Annotated in this window: 15 protein-coding genes; 3 read left to right on the top strand and 12 right to left on the bottom strand. The window is 38.7% G+C overall.

All coding sequences use genetic code 11. The annotated features are described in order from the left end of the window. Positions 1–304 precede the first annotated feature (304 nt). Both F6K22_RS02725 and F6K22_RS02720 read right to left on the bottom strand, forming a co-directional pair. Positions 305–463 carry a DUF2283 domain-containing protein gene (locus F6K22_RS02725; RefSeq protein WP_293092982.1) on the bottom strand — a complete coding sequence of 53 codons (159 nt, stop codon included), beginning with the start codon at positions 461–463 and terminating at the stop codon, positions 305–307. A gap of 229 nt (positions 464–692) precedes the next feature. After that, the gene (locus F6K22_RS02720; RefSeq protein ID WP_293092981.1) at positions 693–2705 is read right to left on the bottom strand and encodes an eCIS core domain-containing protein; all 2013 of its coding nucleotides are present in this window, start codon (positions 2703–2705) and stop codon (positions 693–695) included. Between the two features lie 420 nt (positions 2706–3125). Here F6K22_RS02720 and F6K22_RS02715 point away from each other — a divergent pair, with 420 nt between their 5' ends. Further along, positions 3126–4352, top strand: a complete 1227-nt coding sequence (locus F6K22_RS02715; protein WP_293092980.1) for a DUF4159 domain-containing protein — start codon at positions 3126–3128, stop codon at positions 4350–4352. 17 nt (positions 4353–4369) lie between these two features. Here the strand turns inward: F6K22_RS02715 and F6K22_RS02710 are convergent, their stop codons facing one another. The 4 genes from F6K22_RS02710 to F6K22_RS02695 all read right to left on the bottom strand — a co-directional run bounded on the left by F6K22_RS02710 (position 4370) and on the right by F6K22_RS02695 (position 10428). Continuing rightward, the gene (locus F6K22_RS02710) at positions 4370–5443 is read right to left on the bottom strand and encodes a phage tail protein (protein WP_293092979.1); all 1074 of its coding nucleotides are present in this window, start codon (positions 5441–5443) and stop codon (positions 4370–4372) included. A 578-nt stretch (positions 5444–6021) separates the two neighbouring features. Further along, complete coding sequence (locus tag F6K22_RS02705; protein WP_293092978.1) at positions 6022–8364, bottom strand: putative baseplate assembly protein; 2343 nt, start codon at positions 8362–8364, stop codon at positions 6022–6024. A gap of 354 nt (positions 8365–8718) precedes the next feature. Then, positions 8719–9132 (bottom strand): GPW/gp25 family protein, encoded by a 414-nt coding sequence (locus F6K22_RS02700; RefSeq protein ID WP_293092976.1) that lies wholly within the window; start codon positions 9130–9132, stop codon positions 8719–8721. A gap of 102 nt (positions 9133–9234) precedes the next feature. Then, positions 9235–10428, bottom strand: a complete 1194-nt coding sequence (locus F6K22_RS02695; protein WP_293092974.1) for an RNA-guided endonuclease InsQ/TnpB family protein — start codon at positions 10426–10428, stop codon at positions 9235–9237. A 158-nt stretch (positions 10429–10586) separates the two neighbouring features. Here F6K22_RS02695 and F6K22_RS02690 point away from each other — a divergent pair, with 158 nt between their 5' ends. Continuing rightward, on the top strand, positions 10587–11204 hold the full coding sequence (locus F6K22_RS02690) for a hypothetical protein (protein WP_293092972.1): 618 nt from the start codon (positions 10587–10589) through the stop codon (positions 11202–11204). Positions 11205–11474: 270 nt separating this feature from the next. Next, positions 11475–12293 carry a pentapeptide repeat-containing protein gene (locus F6K22_RS02685; RefSeq protein WP_293092970.1) on the top strand — a complete coding sequence of 273 codons (819 nt, stop codon included), beginning with the start codon at positions 11475–11477 and terminating at the stop codon, positions 12291–12293. Between the two features lie 342 nt (positions 12294–12635). On the opposite strand, the gene F6K22_RS41675 is transcribed toward F6K22_RS02685, so the two are convergent. The 6 genes from F6K22_RS41675 to F6K22_RS02660 all read right to left on the bottom strand — a co-directional run bounded on the left by F6K22_RS41675 (position 12636) and on the right by F6K22_RS02660 (position 16386). After that, on the bottom strand, positions 12636–12782 hold the full coding sequence (locus tag F6K22_RS41675; protein ID WP_363272713.1) for a DUF6760 family protein: 147 nt from the start codon (positions 12780–12782) through the stop codon (positions 12636–12638). Further along, entirely contained in the window at positions 12779–13159 is a 381-nt protein-coding gene (locus F6K22_RS02680; protein ID WP_293092968.1) for a phage tail assembly protein, read from the bottom strand. Before F6K22_RS02680 ends, F6K22_RS41675 begins: the two co-directional genes overlap by 4 nt. After that, positions 13156–13476, bottom strand: a complete 321-nt coding sequence (locus F6K22_RS02675; protein WP_293092966.1) for a hypothetical protein — start codon at positions 13474–13476, stop codon at positions 13156–13158. The genes F6K22_RS02680 and F6K22_RS02675 overlap by 4 nt, the downstream gene beginning before the upstream one ends. A 6-nt stretch (positions 13477–13482) precedes the next feature. Then, entirely contained in the window at positions 13483–14004 is a 522-nt protein-coding gene (locus tag F6K22_RS02670) for a phage tail protein (RefSeq protein WP_293092964.1), read from the bottom strand. Position 14005: 1 nt separating this feature from the next. After that, complete coding sequence (locus F6K22_RS02665) at positions 14006–14464, bottom strand: phage tail protein (protein WP_293092962.1); 459 nt, start codon at positions 14462–14464, stop codon at positions 14006–14008. 206 nt (positions 14465–14670) lie between these two features. Next, positions 14671–16386: a phage tail sheath family protein gene (locus F6K22_RS02660; protein ID WP_293092960.1), complete on the bottom strand. Its 1716-nt coding sequence runs from the start codon at positions 16384–16386 to the stop codon at positions 14671–14673. Positions 16387–16504 lie beyond the last annotated feature (118 nt).

The following is a 16504-nucleotide window of genomic DNA, read 5'->3' as shown; positions in this document are numbered from 1 at the left end:
TAGTTTTTCGTACCTCATGCGTAAGTCCTGATAAATTTTTTCACTCCTGCTTTTGGCGTCCTTATGAACTCTCAAGAACCTTTCAAATAGTCGATATTAGACATCTCCAATAATAAAAAAGAAAATCAATTATCGTACAGAAATCATCAATTATTTCTCCCTACTCCCTCTTTTATGGAGATGCGTTACATTTCATTAACACACCCTACTGGACTGACACTTTTGCACTGCAAACTAGATTTAATAGTTTAGCTTGAGCTGATTCTAATATAAAATCTCGCATATATGTGCTAGCATTAATAATTTATACTCCGATTAATTCTCCGGCAGCATTTAATTCAGCCGTGACGTTTGGACTAATTTCTACACTTCCTGCTTCTGCTTCTTCAGAGATTAGGAGGTGCAGAATATCTTGTTCTTTAAAATAGTTCATTTGTGGGAATTGCTGTTTGATATTAGACATTTGTGATAAACCGTCCAGTTTTTAAACGAAGAAGATAAGATGTCCAAATAATTTCCGGTATTGGTTCATCATTTGCGATCAACATTAAAATGGTAAGTTGGGTAGAACAAAAATGAAACCTAACATCAAATGAATTAATTTTCCCATAATTGAGTTGAACAGGCAGAGGGTAGTTTTTTTTTGTTGTTGGGTTGAAGAATGAAACCAAACCTACAAGATCGTGATCGCACTAATCACAAACCTTGGGCTTTTTACCTTCATAATACTCATCAATAGTAGGTTGTCCTACGCAATCAGTTTTCATCAATGAATATTGTTCTAAATTATCGATGTATTTTTTCCATGACTTTTTCCATTTTTGAATCTCTCGTTTGAAAGTCCTTACTTTCATCCCTGTATGTCCATGAAATTCAGGAATAGGATTATCTCTGAAATATTCAATATAATCTAAACCGTGGCTTCCTTCATGAAATCCTAAACTCCTGTTTTTTCCAGTAGTGCCTTTTCCATAACCGGATGGGGTAGCCTCAGTCAATAAGTTCCCTTGATTATCTTTTCCATATAGCGTTTGAATAGTGAATTTTGGAAGCTTAGGCTTGTCAAAAGAGACAATTTTTCCACCTCTATAATTGTATTTTTTTATACCGAATTTGCTCATATCTATTTTCGTGTGAGCACCTCTTCCACTTTTTCGACCATCGGGCAAAATGGTTATGCTGATGCCATTGACAACAAACTTAACTTTCCCGTTCAGAGGATCAGTATTTTCCCCAAGAGGGATTGGTGTTGAAATACCCATATTTTTAATCTGAGGCATCGCCCAAACTGGTATAAGATCCGAACAAGTTAAATACAAATCCTGTGCTGTTTCTTTCATAAATTTGCTGGCACGTTTAACAAACTTTCTTAGAGAACTTTTATACGCTTGATTCAATTCTTTCATCAAAGATGTATCTTGCGGAATTTCCTCTTGAATTATCTTTGTTCCCTCCATTAACCGTCTTCTCCACCATGAGAGAACATACTTTACTAACTTAAGATCAAACTTTTTAACAGATTCATAGTATTGGGAGCGACTTTTCAGATACTCAATTTTCTTCAAAACCTTATCTTGGCTAGTTGATTCTTTTACAGGTTGAAGGCGAATATCTGTACTTTGCTGAATCGTATGAGTCAACTCATGCGCCGTCAACGCATCTTTCCCAGGAGCTTTCCCCTTACTATAATAAATATCATTCCCATGAGTAAACGCCTGCGCCCCTAGCTGCTGATTCATTTGAACCGCAGCACTTCCCGTATGCACCCGCACATCAGAAAAATCTGCTCCAAACCGAGGTTCCATGAAGCCTCTCACCTCATCAGAGAGAGGATGACCACCGCCTTTTTCTCCTGCTAACTGACTTTCTAAACTTTGACTCCCGCCGTCTTGCTTTTGCGTTTCACTGATTTGACGTTGAACCACAGGAGTAATACCATCAACCAGCGACTTTTCCTGTAGGGTTTCTTCTTTTTCCCCTATTTCCTGCCGTTGAACGTTCTCAGCTGTAGGGTCAGGCATGGACATTACTTTAGTGGCCATATTGTCCGCTTCCTGCTCGTATTTATCCCCTGGTTGTCCAATAGTCAGTTTAGTCTGTATTCCTGCTTGCTCCTGCTCAGAGTCCTGAGATTTCAGTTGAACAGTTGCCTCTGATTGCATTTGCAGGGTTTTATCTTCTTCTTCCTCTGACAGCTCTTCCCTTTGTAGAGTAGGTTCAGACTGCATCTGAAGATTTTCTTCCTCCTCCTCTGGCATCATTTCCCGTTGAACAATCAGTTCAGACTTAGTTTGAAGCTTTTCATCTTCTTGCTGCTTGAACCTCTGAGCTTCAGCCATTTGAACTTTCATCATCCGTTGTAGCGGTGTATCGACTCGTGCAGCTCTTTGTCTAATCAATGTTTCGAGGTCAGGCTGTTCTGGCTTTCGTTGAACAGACTCATTGGCCTTCATCTGGAGGCTTTCTTCTTCTGTCTCTGAGGCTTGTCTTTGAACAGTTTGAGGTTGAGCTGAAGTGCCATACAGATGAGGATTTGCAGCTTGGTATCGTGCCGCCCGTTCTCGCATTGTTTGTATGTCTTGGGGCTGTGGCTGACTTCTAGGAGTTGCTAAAAAAGGACGGCTAGCAAATGGACTTCTTTGTCCAGCATTGGTGTTGGTATCAAGTCCACCTATTTTCTTAGGCTTGACAAAATCATGACTCATGGTTGTTTCAGTTATCAGTTAGCAGTTATCAGTTATCAGTACCTCTTGTAATAGGGAGGCTTGAAACCTTGGTGGATACGTTGCGATGAGGCTGCAATAATTACTGAAAATATACCATAATTCAACCCAATTGCCACATAATCTTTACAAAAGTTTGCTAAATTTACTGCTGAAGTTTGGGTTCTGTTGTCAACTTGATGGACTAAATGATGTAATATGTACCCATTATCGGATAGATAATTCCTTTCTCTAGGCATTGCTTGTAATGCCAAAAAACTCTAGTCAATAGTGTGGCCAAATATTGCCATACAAAAGTTCCATGATTTATTTTTCCCAGGATGGCAGAACAGAGGTAATTCAAAGAAAATTCTGCACTTCAAGCCTCCCTATTACAGGAGGGACAGATAACTTATAACTTAAATGACAGAACAATCTTTTCCTAAACCTTCACCTAATCCCTTAGATCGTCTTCATGTTACAGACGGTTTAATGATCAATGCTCAAAGGTGGCGTTTAGCTCATCACTATTCTCGCAGACGGCAAAATTTACATTATCAATCCCTAAATCAACCTGGAATTGTTTGTGGGTTAGGGGTACATCCAACTCAAGCACCTCCTGGCGTACAGTCAAAATTTCAAACGGGGTGGTTGATGATTAAACCAGGAATTGCAATTGATGGTGAGGGAAATCCAATTATTATCGATCGCCCGATGGAATTTAGGATTAACGATCCTAAACCTTCCAAACTTGAACCCATTTTTGTCTATTTAGTAGTTAGTTATGTCGATCCAGAAGAACTTAGCTTGAGAAATGATAATGATGTTGTTCGAGAAACATTTCGGATCGATCAGAAAACTGACCCCCCTAGTCATCTAGAAGTGGAAGTTTGTCGCATAAACTTGCAACCAGGGAATGTTCAAATTAAGCAACCCAACGATGTTTTATTTCCTCAAGTTAACGATATAGATTTACGCTATCGAATTCTAGCACGATCGCGTCCTCAAATTGCGATTGAAACAGCAATGTTATCCCCTAAAGCTTCTGGAGGAATGATGTCAGAAGCGGAAGGAAAATATTGTCAAGATAATCTGGCTTTTCTGATGCGTTCGGTAGAGTCACTTGACCCCAGAATGCAAGGGATTTCAGAAATTCAACAAATACGCCTTAATCCCAATGAAACTATTGATTTCGATCTACTATATTTAACTGAACAACAAACTTTTGAGTTGGGGAACGAGCAGATAGAAATATTAGAAAATTATCTAAAAAGTGGGGGAACTGTATTAATTGAAATTCCAATAGATAACGATATTAATCAAAATTATAAAGATTTGACAGATTGGGCAACAGAAGAATTTAATCTTAATTTTATTAATTGGGAACAACTCCTTCCCGAGCATTTACTAAAAATTCATCCATTTCTCTTTGCAATACCTCCTAATATTAACAATGAATCCATTCAACTTTTTGTAGGAGGCGGAATGATTATAATTATTGGCCATTTATCACAAGCCTGGGGAATCAACGAACATATACTACCCCGCAATGAAATTAGAACTGCGCAAGAATTTGGAATTAACTTACTTTATTTTGCTTGGTATAGACGACATCAAACTCAATTGTTAGAGAAATTATCCGGCGAATAACCTGTTAGTATATTCACCTAAAATTCCCTTACAATGTTTAATTCATAGGTGCAAAAAGCAGGTTTATATTCTTCAATAATTTCTCGCACTAATGACTCATCAATTTGATTGGGAAACTCAACTTTTAGACGAACAATAAAGTGATAAGCACGTCCTCCACCAAGCATTGAATCTTGATTAACACAAGCTTCTCCCAAAACAAATCCTTTCTGAAAATCTTCCCACAAACTAATATGTTTTTCCGCTTCAGGGAGGTCTTCATCAAGGGGTAAACCTGTAAGCAGATGTAGATAGAATCGTAAACCTTTACGAGTTCCATGCCAACGGTAAAGGGTGACTGCATTGCGAATCAAACGACGCTGAATTTGAATTGGCCAGTGAGAATCCATTTTCCAGCCTACCCACTGGGCCAGAAAGGGAAGCAGTGCTTCAGGTGTGGTTAGAGGGTCAAGATAAGCCCATAAATTATCAGTGGTTTGGACAGCCGGATCGTAAGTTTCTTCTAGGATTTTCAAGAAACGACTTAGGAAATCCGCTTCACGATAAATAACAGGTAAAAACTCAAGATATTCAATGCGGGGACGAATTTTTAAGTCAAAAACTTGATAGCCAATTAATTTTTCATTTGGATTGTTTTTGTAGGCTAAAATTTGAGCTGAATAATTAATTTCTAGTTTGTCATTTTCTGAGTTTATAGCTTGTTGATTTTCAAAGAAGTTTGGCGGAAAATTAAACTCTATTTCAATATCTTGTCGCTGTTGAGGGTTAATTGTTAATTGATGACTAAATCCTTGAACTACTTCTGATTGAGTTGAACCATTATTAATAGTTTCTTGATAAAATTGACACCAATCAGGAGAAATTGCTGGTTGAAATTCAAGTTGCAAATAAAGGGTTAGATGTTCTTCAGACTGATTTTCTAACCGCAGCAGAATTTCACTTGGTTCTCCTGGGGAAACTTGTAGTTCTATTTTGCTTGCATCTACACTTTTACCGCGAGATATAGCAAACTTTCCCATACTTCTATTATCGGTAAGCTGCATCGCAGTCAATTGCAGGTTAAGAGTTGGAGGAGAGTTTGCTTGAGTCATTTCAGTTATCAGTTATCAATTACCAGTACCTCCTGGAATAGGGAGACTTAAAATACTTAATTTTCTTTTTTTATCCCTTTTAAAGGCTATGCTTTATCAACATCTTTCTTAACATAAAACGTGACAAAATAGACAAGTTGTGTATTTGCGATTAAATGGATATTTCGAGAGAGTAAACGTATTTAATTAGAGGCTTTTCTCCTCCCCCCCATCTCCCTATCAGAAAAGGTTTCTAGAAGCTTTTTGTAAACTCATAAAAACCTCTCTCCAAACCTCTCTCCTACGAGGAGAGAGGCTTATTAACCCCCATTCCCTTGCAGGGAAGGGGGGCAGGGGGGTTAGGTTTTTAAGATTCATCGGTTCCATGCAGTACTTCTCAAACAGCTTCTTAGGAGTTCCCGATCAGGGATAGCTTTAAAAGGGAGGTTTGAGACCTGATTTTCTGGTCATCCAAATAAATCTATAGGACTTACGCAAAATATCAAATCACACACCATCTGTAGGGGCGATGTCCTACGGAATGCTCCGCAAACGCGAATCACCCCTACTAGATATGGCGGTTCTGCGTAAGTCCTGATCTATTTATTATCCTCTATTAATTCTATCTCATGAGCGGTTCTCCGTTCCTCATTTTCGTCTTGATTATCCCAAGAACAGACAACTCCAAATTCACTCGGATAAATCACTGGTTCAGGAATAGGTGCAACACTCCAGTTCTCTCGATCTTGTTGACGAATTCCCCTCAGCTCTACCGCTTTTAAATAAAGAACATGGGGAATTTGTTGATAAAATTTTTGACAATAGGCAATTACATCAGATGGATAAACCGGATGTCCTAATGGCCAGCCTTGACCTTCAGTTCCCCCTGTAATGGGGTTGAGAAACCGATACAGTCGTTTGAGAAATTGAGAGCTAACATATCCTCGATCCGCATCTTGACCCACAATAATAATTACTTTCACTTTAACCCCAATATATTTCGGTTCCCGTAGCAGAATTTGTACTCCTAAAGGTTTGCGCTCGTTCAAATAATCTTTAATTTTTGTAGCTACTTCATCATTCAGCTTTAATTCCTGGGGAGATAAACCCCGACTCAAATCCTGAATATCTGCCTGTGGTATTGTTAAAATACACACCTGACCAGGCTTAATGGCATCTGGTTCTGTCCACTGTTTATCCATTTCCATGTTCGCATCCAAACAATGAGCGCGAGCCACATCTACATCGGGAACTCGCATCGCATGGTATTCAAAATCATCGCGAGTAATGGCCCGTTGACTAGAGCGCAATAGTCCCGGAACTCGCAAAATTGCCTTTTCCAGAGACTCCGGTTCCGTACCTCCCGTCGCTGCTTCGTAATTGATTACCTGCTTAACGTAGGGAATTGCTGAACGCAATACTGTCAGCATTTCTGCCTCAACATTACCTTTAGTTCCTCCTCCAGTGCGGTAAGCTTTTAGATAAATTTCTGCTCCTGGTGGTGGTACTTGACCATATTGACGCTCTTGAGGATTGGTTTCCGTTTCAATATCCATTGGAGGAAGCGCATTCAAAGCAGTTTCTGTCCCTCTAAACTGAGTCTGGAGGCGATCGCTAGTTTGGAAACGAGTTCGTACCTCAGTTTGTCGCCGGAGTTGAGTTGGTTCGCGGATTAGGGGACCAAATTGAACAATACCTGTTTGAGAATCAATAATATAATGGCGATCGCTTGCTCTAGAATCTGCGAAATCTGATACTTCTGTCCAAGGTTCGCGGGGTTGGCGATCGCCGGGGGGCTGAATTTCGATATACTCTGTACTGGAGCGTTCGAGAACGGGCGTTCCTTGCAATTCAAAAACTTGACCTGGTTTACCGTTACTCACCCCTAGTAGTTCATCTTTAACCCAAACACATTGAGTAGCTGGAACTGCCCCACCAATAGCTCGGATCGACAAGCCAAAAATCAAAGGAGAACTACTGTAACCGTATTCTTGGGGGTCATTATCCTGCAATTGTCGATAAATACAACGAATCCAATGACCTTGATATGGGGTGCCTAAATTATCCTCTGGCCAATCGCTAGGAAGATGCAAAATCACATCTGCTCCTTGTTCTGGGTTAGGACCTTGTTGAGCAATTTCTGTAAAACTAAATCCATGGGTGCGATCGTCATTTTCCTGTCGCAAAACGGAAACCCATTCTTGACCATTCCAAGCTTCCCAACATCGGGGTGGATTTTTCGGATCGATGCCAGTAGCAGCAGCAGCTTGTCCTTTAAAGGTGATGGCGAGAATATTACCTTCAATGGAATTTTCTTCTCCTGTTGCTTTCGGTTTAATTACAAGATAAAAACAATTACCCCGTTGGGGTTGTTGCTCGAAAACTGGGGTGCGAATTGTACTTAGCCATTCTCCATCTTCTTGTTGGCTCCAAAGCGATCGTGTCCGAGGAAAAATTGCTTCTAAACTATCGTTACTGAGATTTCCATGATTATGATATTCTCTGGCTTTCAAAAAACATTCGATTCGAGGAATTCCGATTAATAAATTCCGATCTGTGCTAAAAATAATAGATTCTTCAGTTTCTGTGCGTTCTGTTGAAACTTCTGTACCAGCAGGAATGGAAAAGGGGATATTCTGTGCTTTTGTTAGTTCAAAGGTAATCAGCGTTCGTGCTGCTGCTGGAGGTTGTAAACGAATTCCCAACATTTCCAGAAATACAATATAATTGCGTAGCGGAACTTGATTAAACCGATACAACATCTGGTCTGTTAACCAGGAAAACAGTTCAATCATTGTAATGCCAGGATCGCTTGGATTATGGTTTGTCCACTCTGGACAATAGCGAGGAATGCGCAGCAAACATTCCTGTACTAAGTCCTCAAATTTGCGATCGTCAAGATTTGGTTTGGGTAAATTAGGTAAGAAATCGAAGTTCACCATAATTGTTAATATAAAATGTTAATGCCGAGTAGATTGAAAAAATCTGCAACTCAGAAAAAATCACTCTCTTGATTGCATTCATTTTAGGAGAAATAATTACTTTCATTAAACTGAAATTTATTTAAGTTTAAAAAAAATGCCAATCTTCAAATTGATTATGGCTTTTGATTGACTGTAAACATCACTTTTAAGTAAAATATATTATTTGTTAATTAAACGTAAATTAAATGAAAATTGTAATTATAGATATTTTTTTGATATACAAAACTAAATTTATTAGTAGTGCTATTCTGCACTTAATGTGTTGTACTTCATATTCAAATTACTCGAAATATTTCAAATTACTTCGGATTATTAACTACTTGATTCTAGGTAAAATGGATAAACAAAACTACGACTTTCAAAACTATTTTTAGGTTGATAGATAATTTCTAATTCCACCATTCCTCTGATCGGATCTGGGTTCGTTCGGACTTCTTTGAGGATAATACGCGGTTCCCACATTTCTAAAGCTTCTTCGACATAAAGACGCAGAATTAAAAGGGTTTCACGGTTCAGGGGTGCAAACACTAATTCTGACAGGCGAGAACCAAAATCAGGACGATAAACTCGTTCTCCAATATCGGTAGTGAGAATAATCCAAATAGACTCTTCAATATTGCGAGTGGATGAACTTAACAATAATCCTCCAGTAACACTGGTTTGACCGGGAAAGGCGATGCCCGATCCGATATAATCTTGGGGTTGATTGTTGTTTGCCAGGGGCATTTTGGTCTTTAATTGCTAATTTAATTACCAATGCTTACTATATTAATCTAAAGCCAGGTTGACATCCTCCCCGGCCTGAAGGCACGGGGATTCCTACCGAGCCTAAGCTCCTCGGCGGGTTGACGTTTCATTGGCTGCTGCTGCCTTGGCGGTAGTCTTACGCTTGCCTCCACGTCCGTTTAATGTCTCGGACTGCCCGCCCGCGACTAATATATTTATCGCTGCATTCTGGTCTCTATCATGTTTTGCACCACAGTTGAGACACTCCCATTCTCGCACCTGAAGGTCTAGCTTCCCACCTTTAAAGCCACAATTTGAGCAAACTTGGGATGTTGGCTCCCAACGACTAATTACTCTGAAATCGCGACCATATTTTTCTGCTTTTCCTTCTAAAAAAGTCCTGAATGTTCTCCAACCTAAATCATAAATTGCTCTAGATAATTTACGGTTTTTAACCATACCAGAAACGTTTAAATCTTCTAAAACAACTGTTTGGTTTTCACGAATTATTTCAGTAGATAATTTATGTAGAAAATCTGTCCTTGTATCTTTCAGCTTGCCATGGAATTTAGCTACTCTAACCCTGGCTTTTTCATACCTTTTAGAGCCTTTAGTTTTATGAGATAATGACTTACTTAACTTTTGATACTTCTTAATTCGTTTCTTTAGTGGCTTAGGAGCATCAACCTTTGTACCGTCACTAAATGTAGCAAAGGTAGAAATTCCTAAATCTATACCTACTGAATTATAAGTTTTAGGTAATACTTCTGGTTGTATTTCTACTACAAAACTCAAGAAATATCTATGAGCTGAATCTTTGATTAGTGTTACTGATGATGGAGCAGTAGGTAATTCTCTTGACCATACAATTTTCAGCTTTCCAATTTTAGCTAAATAGACTTTATCCTGACCAATTTTAAACCCTCCTTTTGTAAATCTCGCAGTTTGCTTTGACTTTCTACTTTTAAATTTAGGAGGTCTAACAGGTCTACCTTTTCTCTTGCCTTGAGTTGATTTAAAAAAGTTTTGATAAGCCTGGTTTAAATCATTCAATGATTGCTGCAATGGTATGTTAGAAACCTCTGACAACCATTCTCTTTCTTCAGTCTTTTTAGCTTGAGTAATAAAAAGCTTTTGTAGTTCTGAATTAGTAGATTTCTTTTCTCCTGATTTATACCTATGTTGGCAGTAAGCTAGACTATCATTCCAAACCACACGGACACAGCCAAAGAGCTTGGATAATCGGTATTTTTGTCCTGGTGTTGGATATATACGGTACTTAAATCTAGCTTTCATAACTTGACTTTCAAACTAACGAAATTATAACATATTTTTTATTGAAAAAAATCAATCCGTAAGTAAAAAGTCCTCCTAGAAGGGCGAGGCTTGAGACCCATTTTTTCGGTCAGCAAAAGTCTTTTTGTTAACTCAAGCTAAAAATTTGGGGAGTGGCCATGAATCCAATTGACAAATCACAGCACTTTCACGCAATTTATAAGCAAACCGAAGAACTAACTGAACTAGGTGATAGTCGTTTGTCCCAAGAGACAGTTGAGGCGATTTTATCAATTGCTCAAGTAATGACAGAAATTGGGCAAAACTGCAATGGTTTCCAAGTAGAAATTCAACAACAGTTAGAACCCCGTGCTACAGAAGTTAATCAAATTGATACATTAAAGAAAGTTCAAGAACAATTAAGCCGAATTATTGAAGTTACTCAAGGCAGTGCTAGACCGTCAAAAACGATTCAAGATTTAATCTCATCCTTGAATAAATGGCGAGAAAATTTTCTAGCTATGCTGCATAAAATTGAAATAGCCGAACAAGAAGTGCGAGTTAAACAAAAAAGATTAAATCTTGATTTAGAGTTAAAGGATATGCAAAATAAAGTTCTTAATAGCTCTTATAATAACACTCAAAAACTAGAACTATTAAAAGAGTTATTGAACTTTGAACAAAAATTACAATCTTTCCCAAATTCATTTCAGGGAGCTGTAAATTGGAAAGATTTAGAACAAGAGATTGACCAGTTAACAGAACAAGTACAGGCTGTAAAAATTGAATTAGAATAAATATATAGAAGCTCTGAGTGGTATCTTGCCAAAGGAGTCAGGAGAGCGAAAAATAGAATCGGAGAAAAAGGTAGAAAAATACCCCGTTTACTATCTTTCTATATAAATAGACAGATATCTCCAATAATCAAAAATCAAATCAATTTTGTATTCTGATTCATCAATTATTTCCCCCTACTCCCTACTCCCTACTCCCTACTCCCTAATTTATAAAAATTATAAATTTTAAACTGATTAATGAAACAGAATCTTGACAAAATTTGCAAAATAATGGCTGTGATTATAATAATTCCGTGGCTGGTATTTGGTTTAGCAATACCTGTCTCCTCCCAACTTCCTAAAGTAGTAAAGAAATTACAGCAAAAAAGAGAATGTCGTGGTTGTGATTTGAAAGACACGGATCTTCAGGGTCTATTTCTTCAGAATGTTGATTTAAGGAAAGCAAAACTCAGAGGAGCAAATCTTAGAGGGGCAAATTTGATGAATGCTGACCTCCGAAAAGCTGATTTACGAGATGTCGATCTGCGAGACACAAATTTACAAAATACTGACTTACGCCAAGCAAAATTAGCAGGAGCTAACCTGAGAAATACTCAATTAGATGAAGAATTAGTCGATCCAAAATGGTATCTAGTTTGGCAAATTGTCAATCATTCAAAAGCTTGGACACAGGAGTTGAGCGGTCAAGATTTAGCAGGTGCTAATTTAGAGAATGTTAACTTCAGCAAAACTCAACTGGTAAAAACCAATTTAGAAGGTGCAAACCTTAAAGGAGCAAAACTAGATAGTGCAAATTTGACCTATGCTAAACTGCGACGAGCCAATTTATTTGTTGCGAATTTAAGTCATGCAGAATTGAGTTATGCCGATTTAGGATATACTGACCTTGGTTATGCAAATTTAAGCCATGCGAATTTAAGTTATGTAGATTTGAGCCATGCAAATGTTAACTATGCCAACTTCAGTCATGCAAACCTAAAAGGAATTAACTTAAATAAAGTTGTTATAGAGAATGTTAATCTAACAGATGCTAAGGGACTTCCTAGAATTTACAATAGACATCTCCAAAAACGAAGGATTAGGGAGTAAGAGTAGGGGAAAATAATTGATGATTTCTTTGGGATAATTGATTTTATTTTTGATTATTGGATATGTCTATTATGGCGGTTTTCACAAAGGTAGACTACAAAATTTATTATTATTAATTTAGAATTTAGAATTCAGAATTATTAAATTAACGGATAGTATAAAAAATTTCTGCTTTCTCCCTTTAAGTAAAATATCTGTACTCTATATTAATGAAAACTGCTATAAATATCTCCAAAAATCAGTAAATACTTACAATAATTAGGACAGGTTAACTAGCTTTTCTTTTTGTCCAAAGCCTAAGATTTTTAGTTTTATTGAGGCTATTCATTTGACTAATATCAACTACAAATTTGGATTAATTTTTTTAATTTCTCTAACCCACTCTCGACGACTGGAATGTTCTAAATTCAAAATATGTTCTAAAGACCAATGAAAATGAAAGGCAATATAAGCTACCTCCTCACGGAGTTGTTCTGAGGGGTAGCTTATGACTCCCCCGACAGTGCTAAATCAACTCTAAAATCATGATTACATTGAGGACATTGAACTCCAAAATAGGCGTGATTTTGTTGATTAATCCGATTATAAAACTCCCGCAAGTAAGCCAGATCTACTGTAAATAAATTTTCTAATATTTCTGGTGTTACTGAGGATAAAGTCCCTAATATAGTAATTACTCTTGATAAGCGAACTAAAACACTATATATAGGTTCAGTTTGAGCGCGAGTATTTTTCTGAAGAACGATTTCGTCTTTTGCCGTAGCTAACCGCATTATGCCTTGACGATGAATATTTCCTTCCTCATCAATTAATCCTTTTGGAAGTGTAAAGTTGAATTCTGTTGGGGGTATGTTTGAAGATATCATTCTTCTTTTTCAGCACTTAAATTATTTTCTTCTAAATCGTTAATTTTACGATAAAAATTAATTAAATAGTCTAAATCACAAGCATATAAATTTTCAATAATAACAGGATTAATCTCATCTAATGCACCAAGACGAATCACAACCCTTGATAAAATTATTACTGTTGCATAAGCAGGGTTTAACTTCACACGGGGATCGCGCAGAGGCACAATTTCATCAATTGCTTTTGCTAAACGCATGATTCCAATCCGATGAACGTTGCCATCAGAATCTAAATATCCCTTGGGTAAAGTAAATTCAAACTCGGTTTGCCACATTAGAAATTATTGGGTTCGCCTCAAGATTTCAACTGCTAATTCTAGTTCTTCAATTTCAATCTCGCTACTGTTTGCACTAACATCCATTGCACTATAACGAGTTGGCCATGCACCTCTAAATTCAAACCGAGCTTGTTCATTACCTGCTTGATCGTATATGACGAGAGAACCATCCCGCAATTGTTGGCCCCAGTTCCCCTCTTCCACTGCATTAAACCACTTCCAAAGGGTTAGTGAATTAGTCATACCTCGTCGCAAAACAATGTTCTCCGTCTTGGCGTGACCGGGAATTTTTGTCCGAACAATACGGCCTACTTTAGCAGGTTTACTGCCCCATTGTTGGGGCGTAACCTCAGAAAATTCAACGACTTCCTGAGAACGTTTAAATCCTTTACATTCCAGAAATATCCCATCTACAGGTTCTTCACTGTCATCTAATTTGAGTTCTAAATAAAAACGGGAAGCTGTTAGCATTTCCGGAAGTTTACCCACAGCCCCGTTTAATCCTTGAGTGTTGTTTTTCGGCATTCTACTGAACTCGCTTGACTCCCTCGTGAACTATTTCCAAGCTTTCATTTGCCATGTTCGTATCTCCAGCAGAAAAACTGGGGCCTTCATATTTGCACGGATAGGCATTAACAATTTCCCAGCGGGCTTGAATATTCCCCCCCTGGTCATAAGCACTAACAGAAGCTGCTTTTCGATTGCTATCCCAGGATGAAGTTCCTCCATCATTTGTGTTGCAGTCTTTGTACCAGGTATAGAGGTCTTTGTCAGTGGTTGCCACTAACTTCACTGTGACATTGCTAAATTTTTCGTTAGTCGGTGTAGCTTGACGGGTTTTTTTACCTTGTTTGGTAGAACCCAACACACCCCCGTCTCCAGCGACAGGAGACTCAACCGACAAACCTGCAACTTCTAGAATTTGCTTTTCTGTAATGCCATCAGCTTCAAAGTAAAATTTACAGGCAGTTAGCAACTCAGCCATAATGCTTCAACTCCTTTTGACGTAGAAAAAATGATTGAATTATCTATATGAATCAATTTTTGCCTCACAAAAAAATCTGATTGAATCTTTGGAAATATATTTATTCCAGTTAAGATTGAGAGACTTAACCTTGATATAATAGTTTTAAATCAGGGATTTAGCCGTCTCATTTTTATTTGAAACGACTATAATTAGCAACCTGTTTGTTATTGGTTCGGAGCCCATTGACTAATGCGAATTACAACAAACTCTGCTGGACGCACTGGCCTTACACCCACCTCAATATAAAGCATACCCATACGCATGGTATCTTCTGAGTTCAGTTCGCCATCACACTTGACGTAAAATGCCTCTTCCGGTGAACCACCAAATAAGGCCCCTTCTCGCCAAATGCGTTCTAGGAAGTTGCTAACAGTACGCCGAACTCGTGCCCACAGGTCTTCATCGTTGGGTTCAAACACAACCCATTGGGTTCCCAGTTCAATTGACTTCTCAATATAGCTCATCAGTCGTCGTACACTGATGTAGCGCCAGAGAATATTATCGGGTTCTACCAATGTCCGTGCCCCCCATACCCGAATTCCACGGTTAGGCATGCGACGAATACAGTTAATTCCCAAGGGGTTCAACATTTCCTGTTCCCGGAAATTGGTGTCGTAGGCCATATCAATTACGCCTTTGGGAACCACGTTGGCCGGTGCTTTATAAACCCCACGACTTTCATCGGTTTGACACCAAATCCCCATCATGTGACCAGAGGGTGGCACATAAATGCCTTTTCCATTATCTCTAGGATTAGGAACCCGAATCCAAGGATAATAGAGAGCAGCAAATTGAGAATGACGGCCAAATTGATCTAACCAATCTTTCACATCTTGGGGCTTATTCTGTTCTGGCAAAACTGGATCGTCTCCCCGTCTGACCTTAACTGGAGGAGCATCTAATACTGCCATACGATAGGGTGGACTTGGAGCAGCATTTTCACAGCCTATGAGCATCATTTCCATGATACCGTGAACTTGTTCTAGGTTAAGCATCCCCCGTTGATAGGCTAACATCATATCTGGGCAGGCCACCATTGCCACTTCATCAATTTCATACAAGCCTTGAATTCCGGTTCGACCTTTACGCGCCCCATACGTCTTGCGGTAAAGCTGGTCAACAGGATAAACTTCTGGGGGAGGACTAACTTCGTAGGAACCATTAGCAGGGCGGCGAGACAAGGCCATACCTTCAGAAGAAAGCACTTCAACATTGATGTATTGTGATTCTTGTAAAGCCGTTTCTACAAAAACTCCTGCTTCTGGTTCGGCACTCATGGAGAGATGACGATAAACCGCATCAACTTCCTGTTCTTCTCCCTCAACAGTTCTCACTTCTTTTAATATATTGTCACCCTGCATCAGGGTCACCTTGAAGTATTCTCCCGTATCGAAGGGTTCCTCATCTGGGTCATCGTTTGGTAACGGCTCATCAGGTTGCACAAGAACGTTAATCCGGCCATTTTCCTGTTCCTCGGGCTTAATACTAAAGGATAATGACGGCTTCTGACTTACTGTTTTTACTTCAGTTAGAGCTGGCCTTTCCTCTGTTGCAGTTTTTTTACTAGCAGGTAAAGGCAACTGAGTGCCAAGACTCACCACCCAGCAACGACCCCCCCCATTTTCAAACCATCCCCTAACAGCAAATGGTAGATAAGCTCCAAAGTCAGTAAATCCATCTGAACCAGGCTTGGCAAAACACTCTAAATACTGACTCCAGTCGGTAATTAGTTGTGGTTCAAATAGTTGTGCATCCCCCCGTATATCTTCTGTAAACCCTACAAATCCAGCAACACTCAGGCTGACCCCTTGAATGGGGCGACTGCCACGCTCAATTTCTTCAACATATACACCAGGTGCAGAGTAGTCTAGGCGAGCCATATCTAATATTGTCCTTATCTAGTCTGACATTATTTTTGAACTAAGCTGTCTAGCATTCAGATTGAAATACCCAAAACAGCAAAGGAATAGCAGAAGACGGAAAATTCACAATTCAATT

Origin of the sequence: Okeania sp. SIO2F4, assembly GCF_010672385.1 — a bacterium.
GTDB lineage: Bacteria > Cyanobacteriota > Cyanobacteriia > Cyanobacteriales > Microcoleaceae > Trichodesmium.
This window is presented reverse-complemented; position numbering and strand designations above follow the sequence as displayed.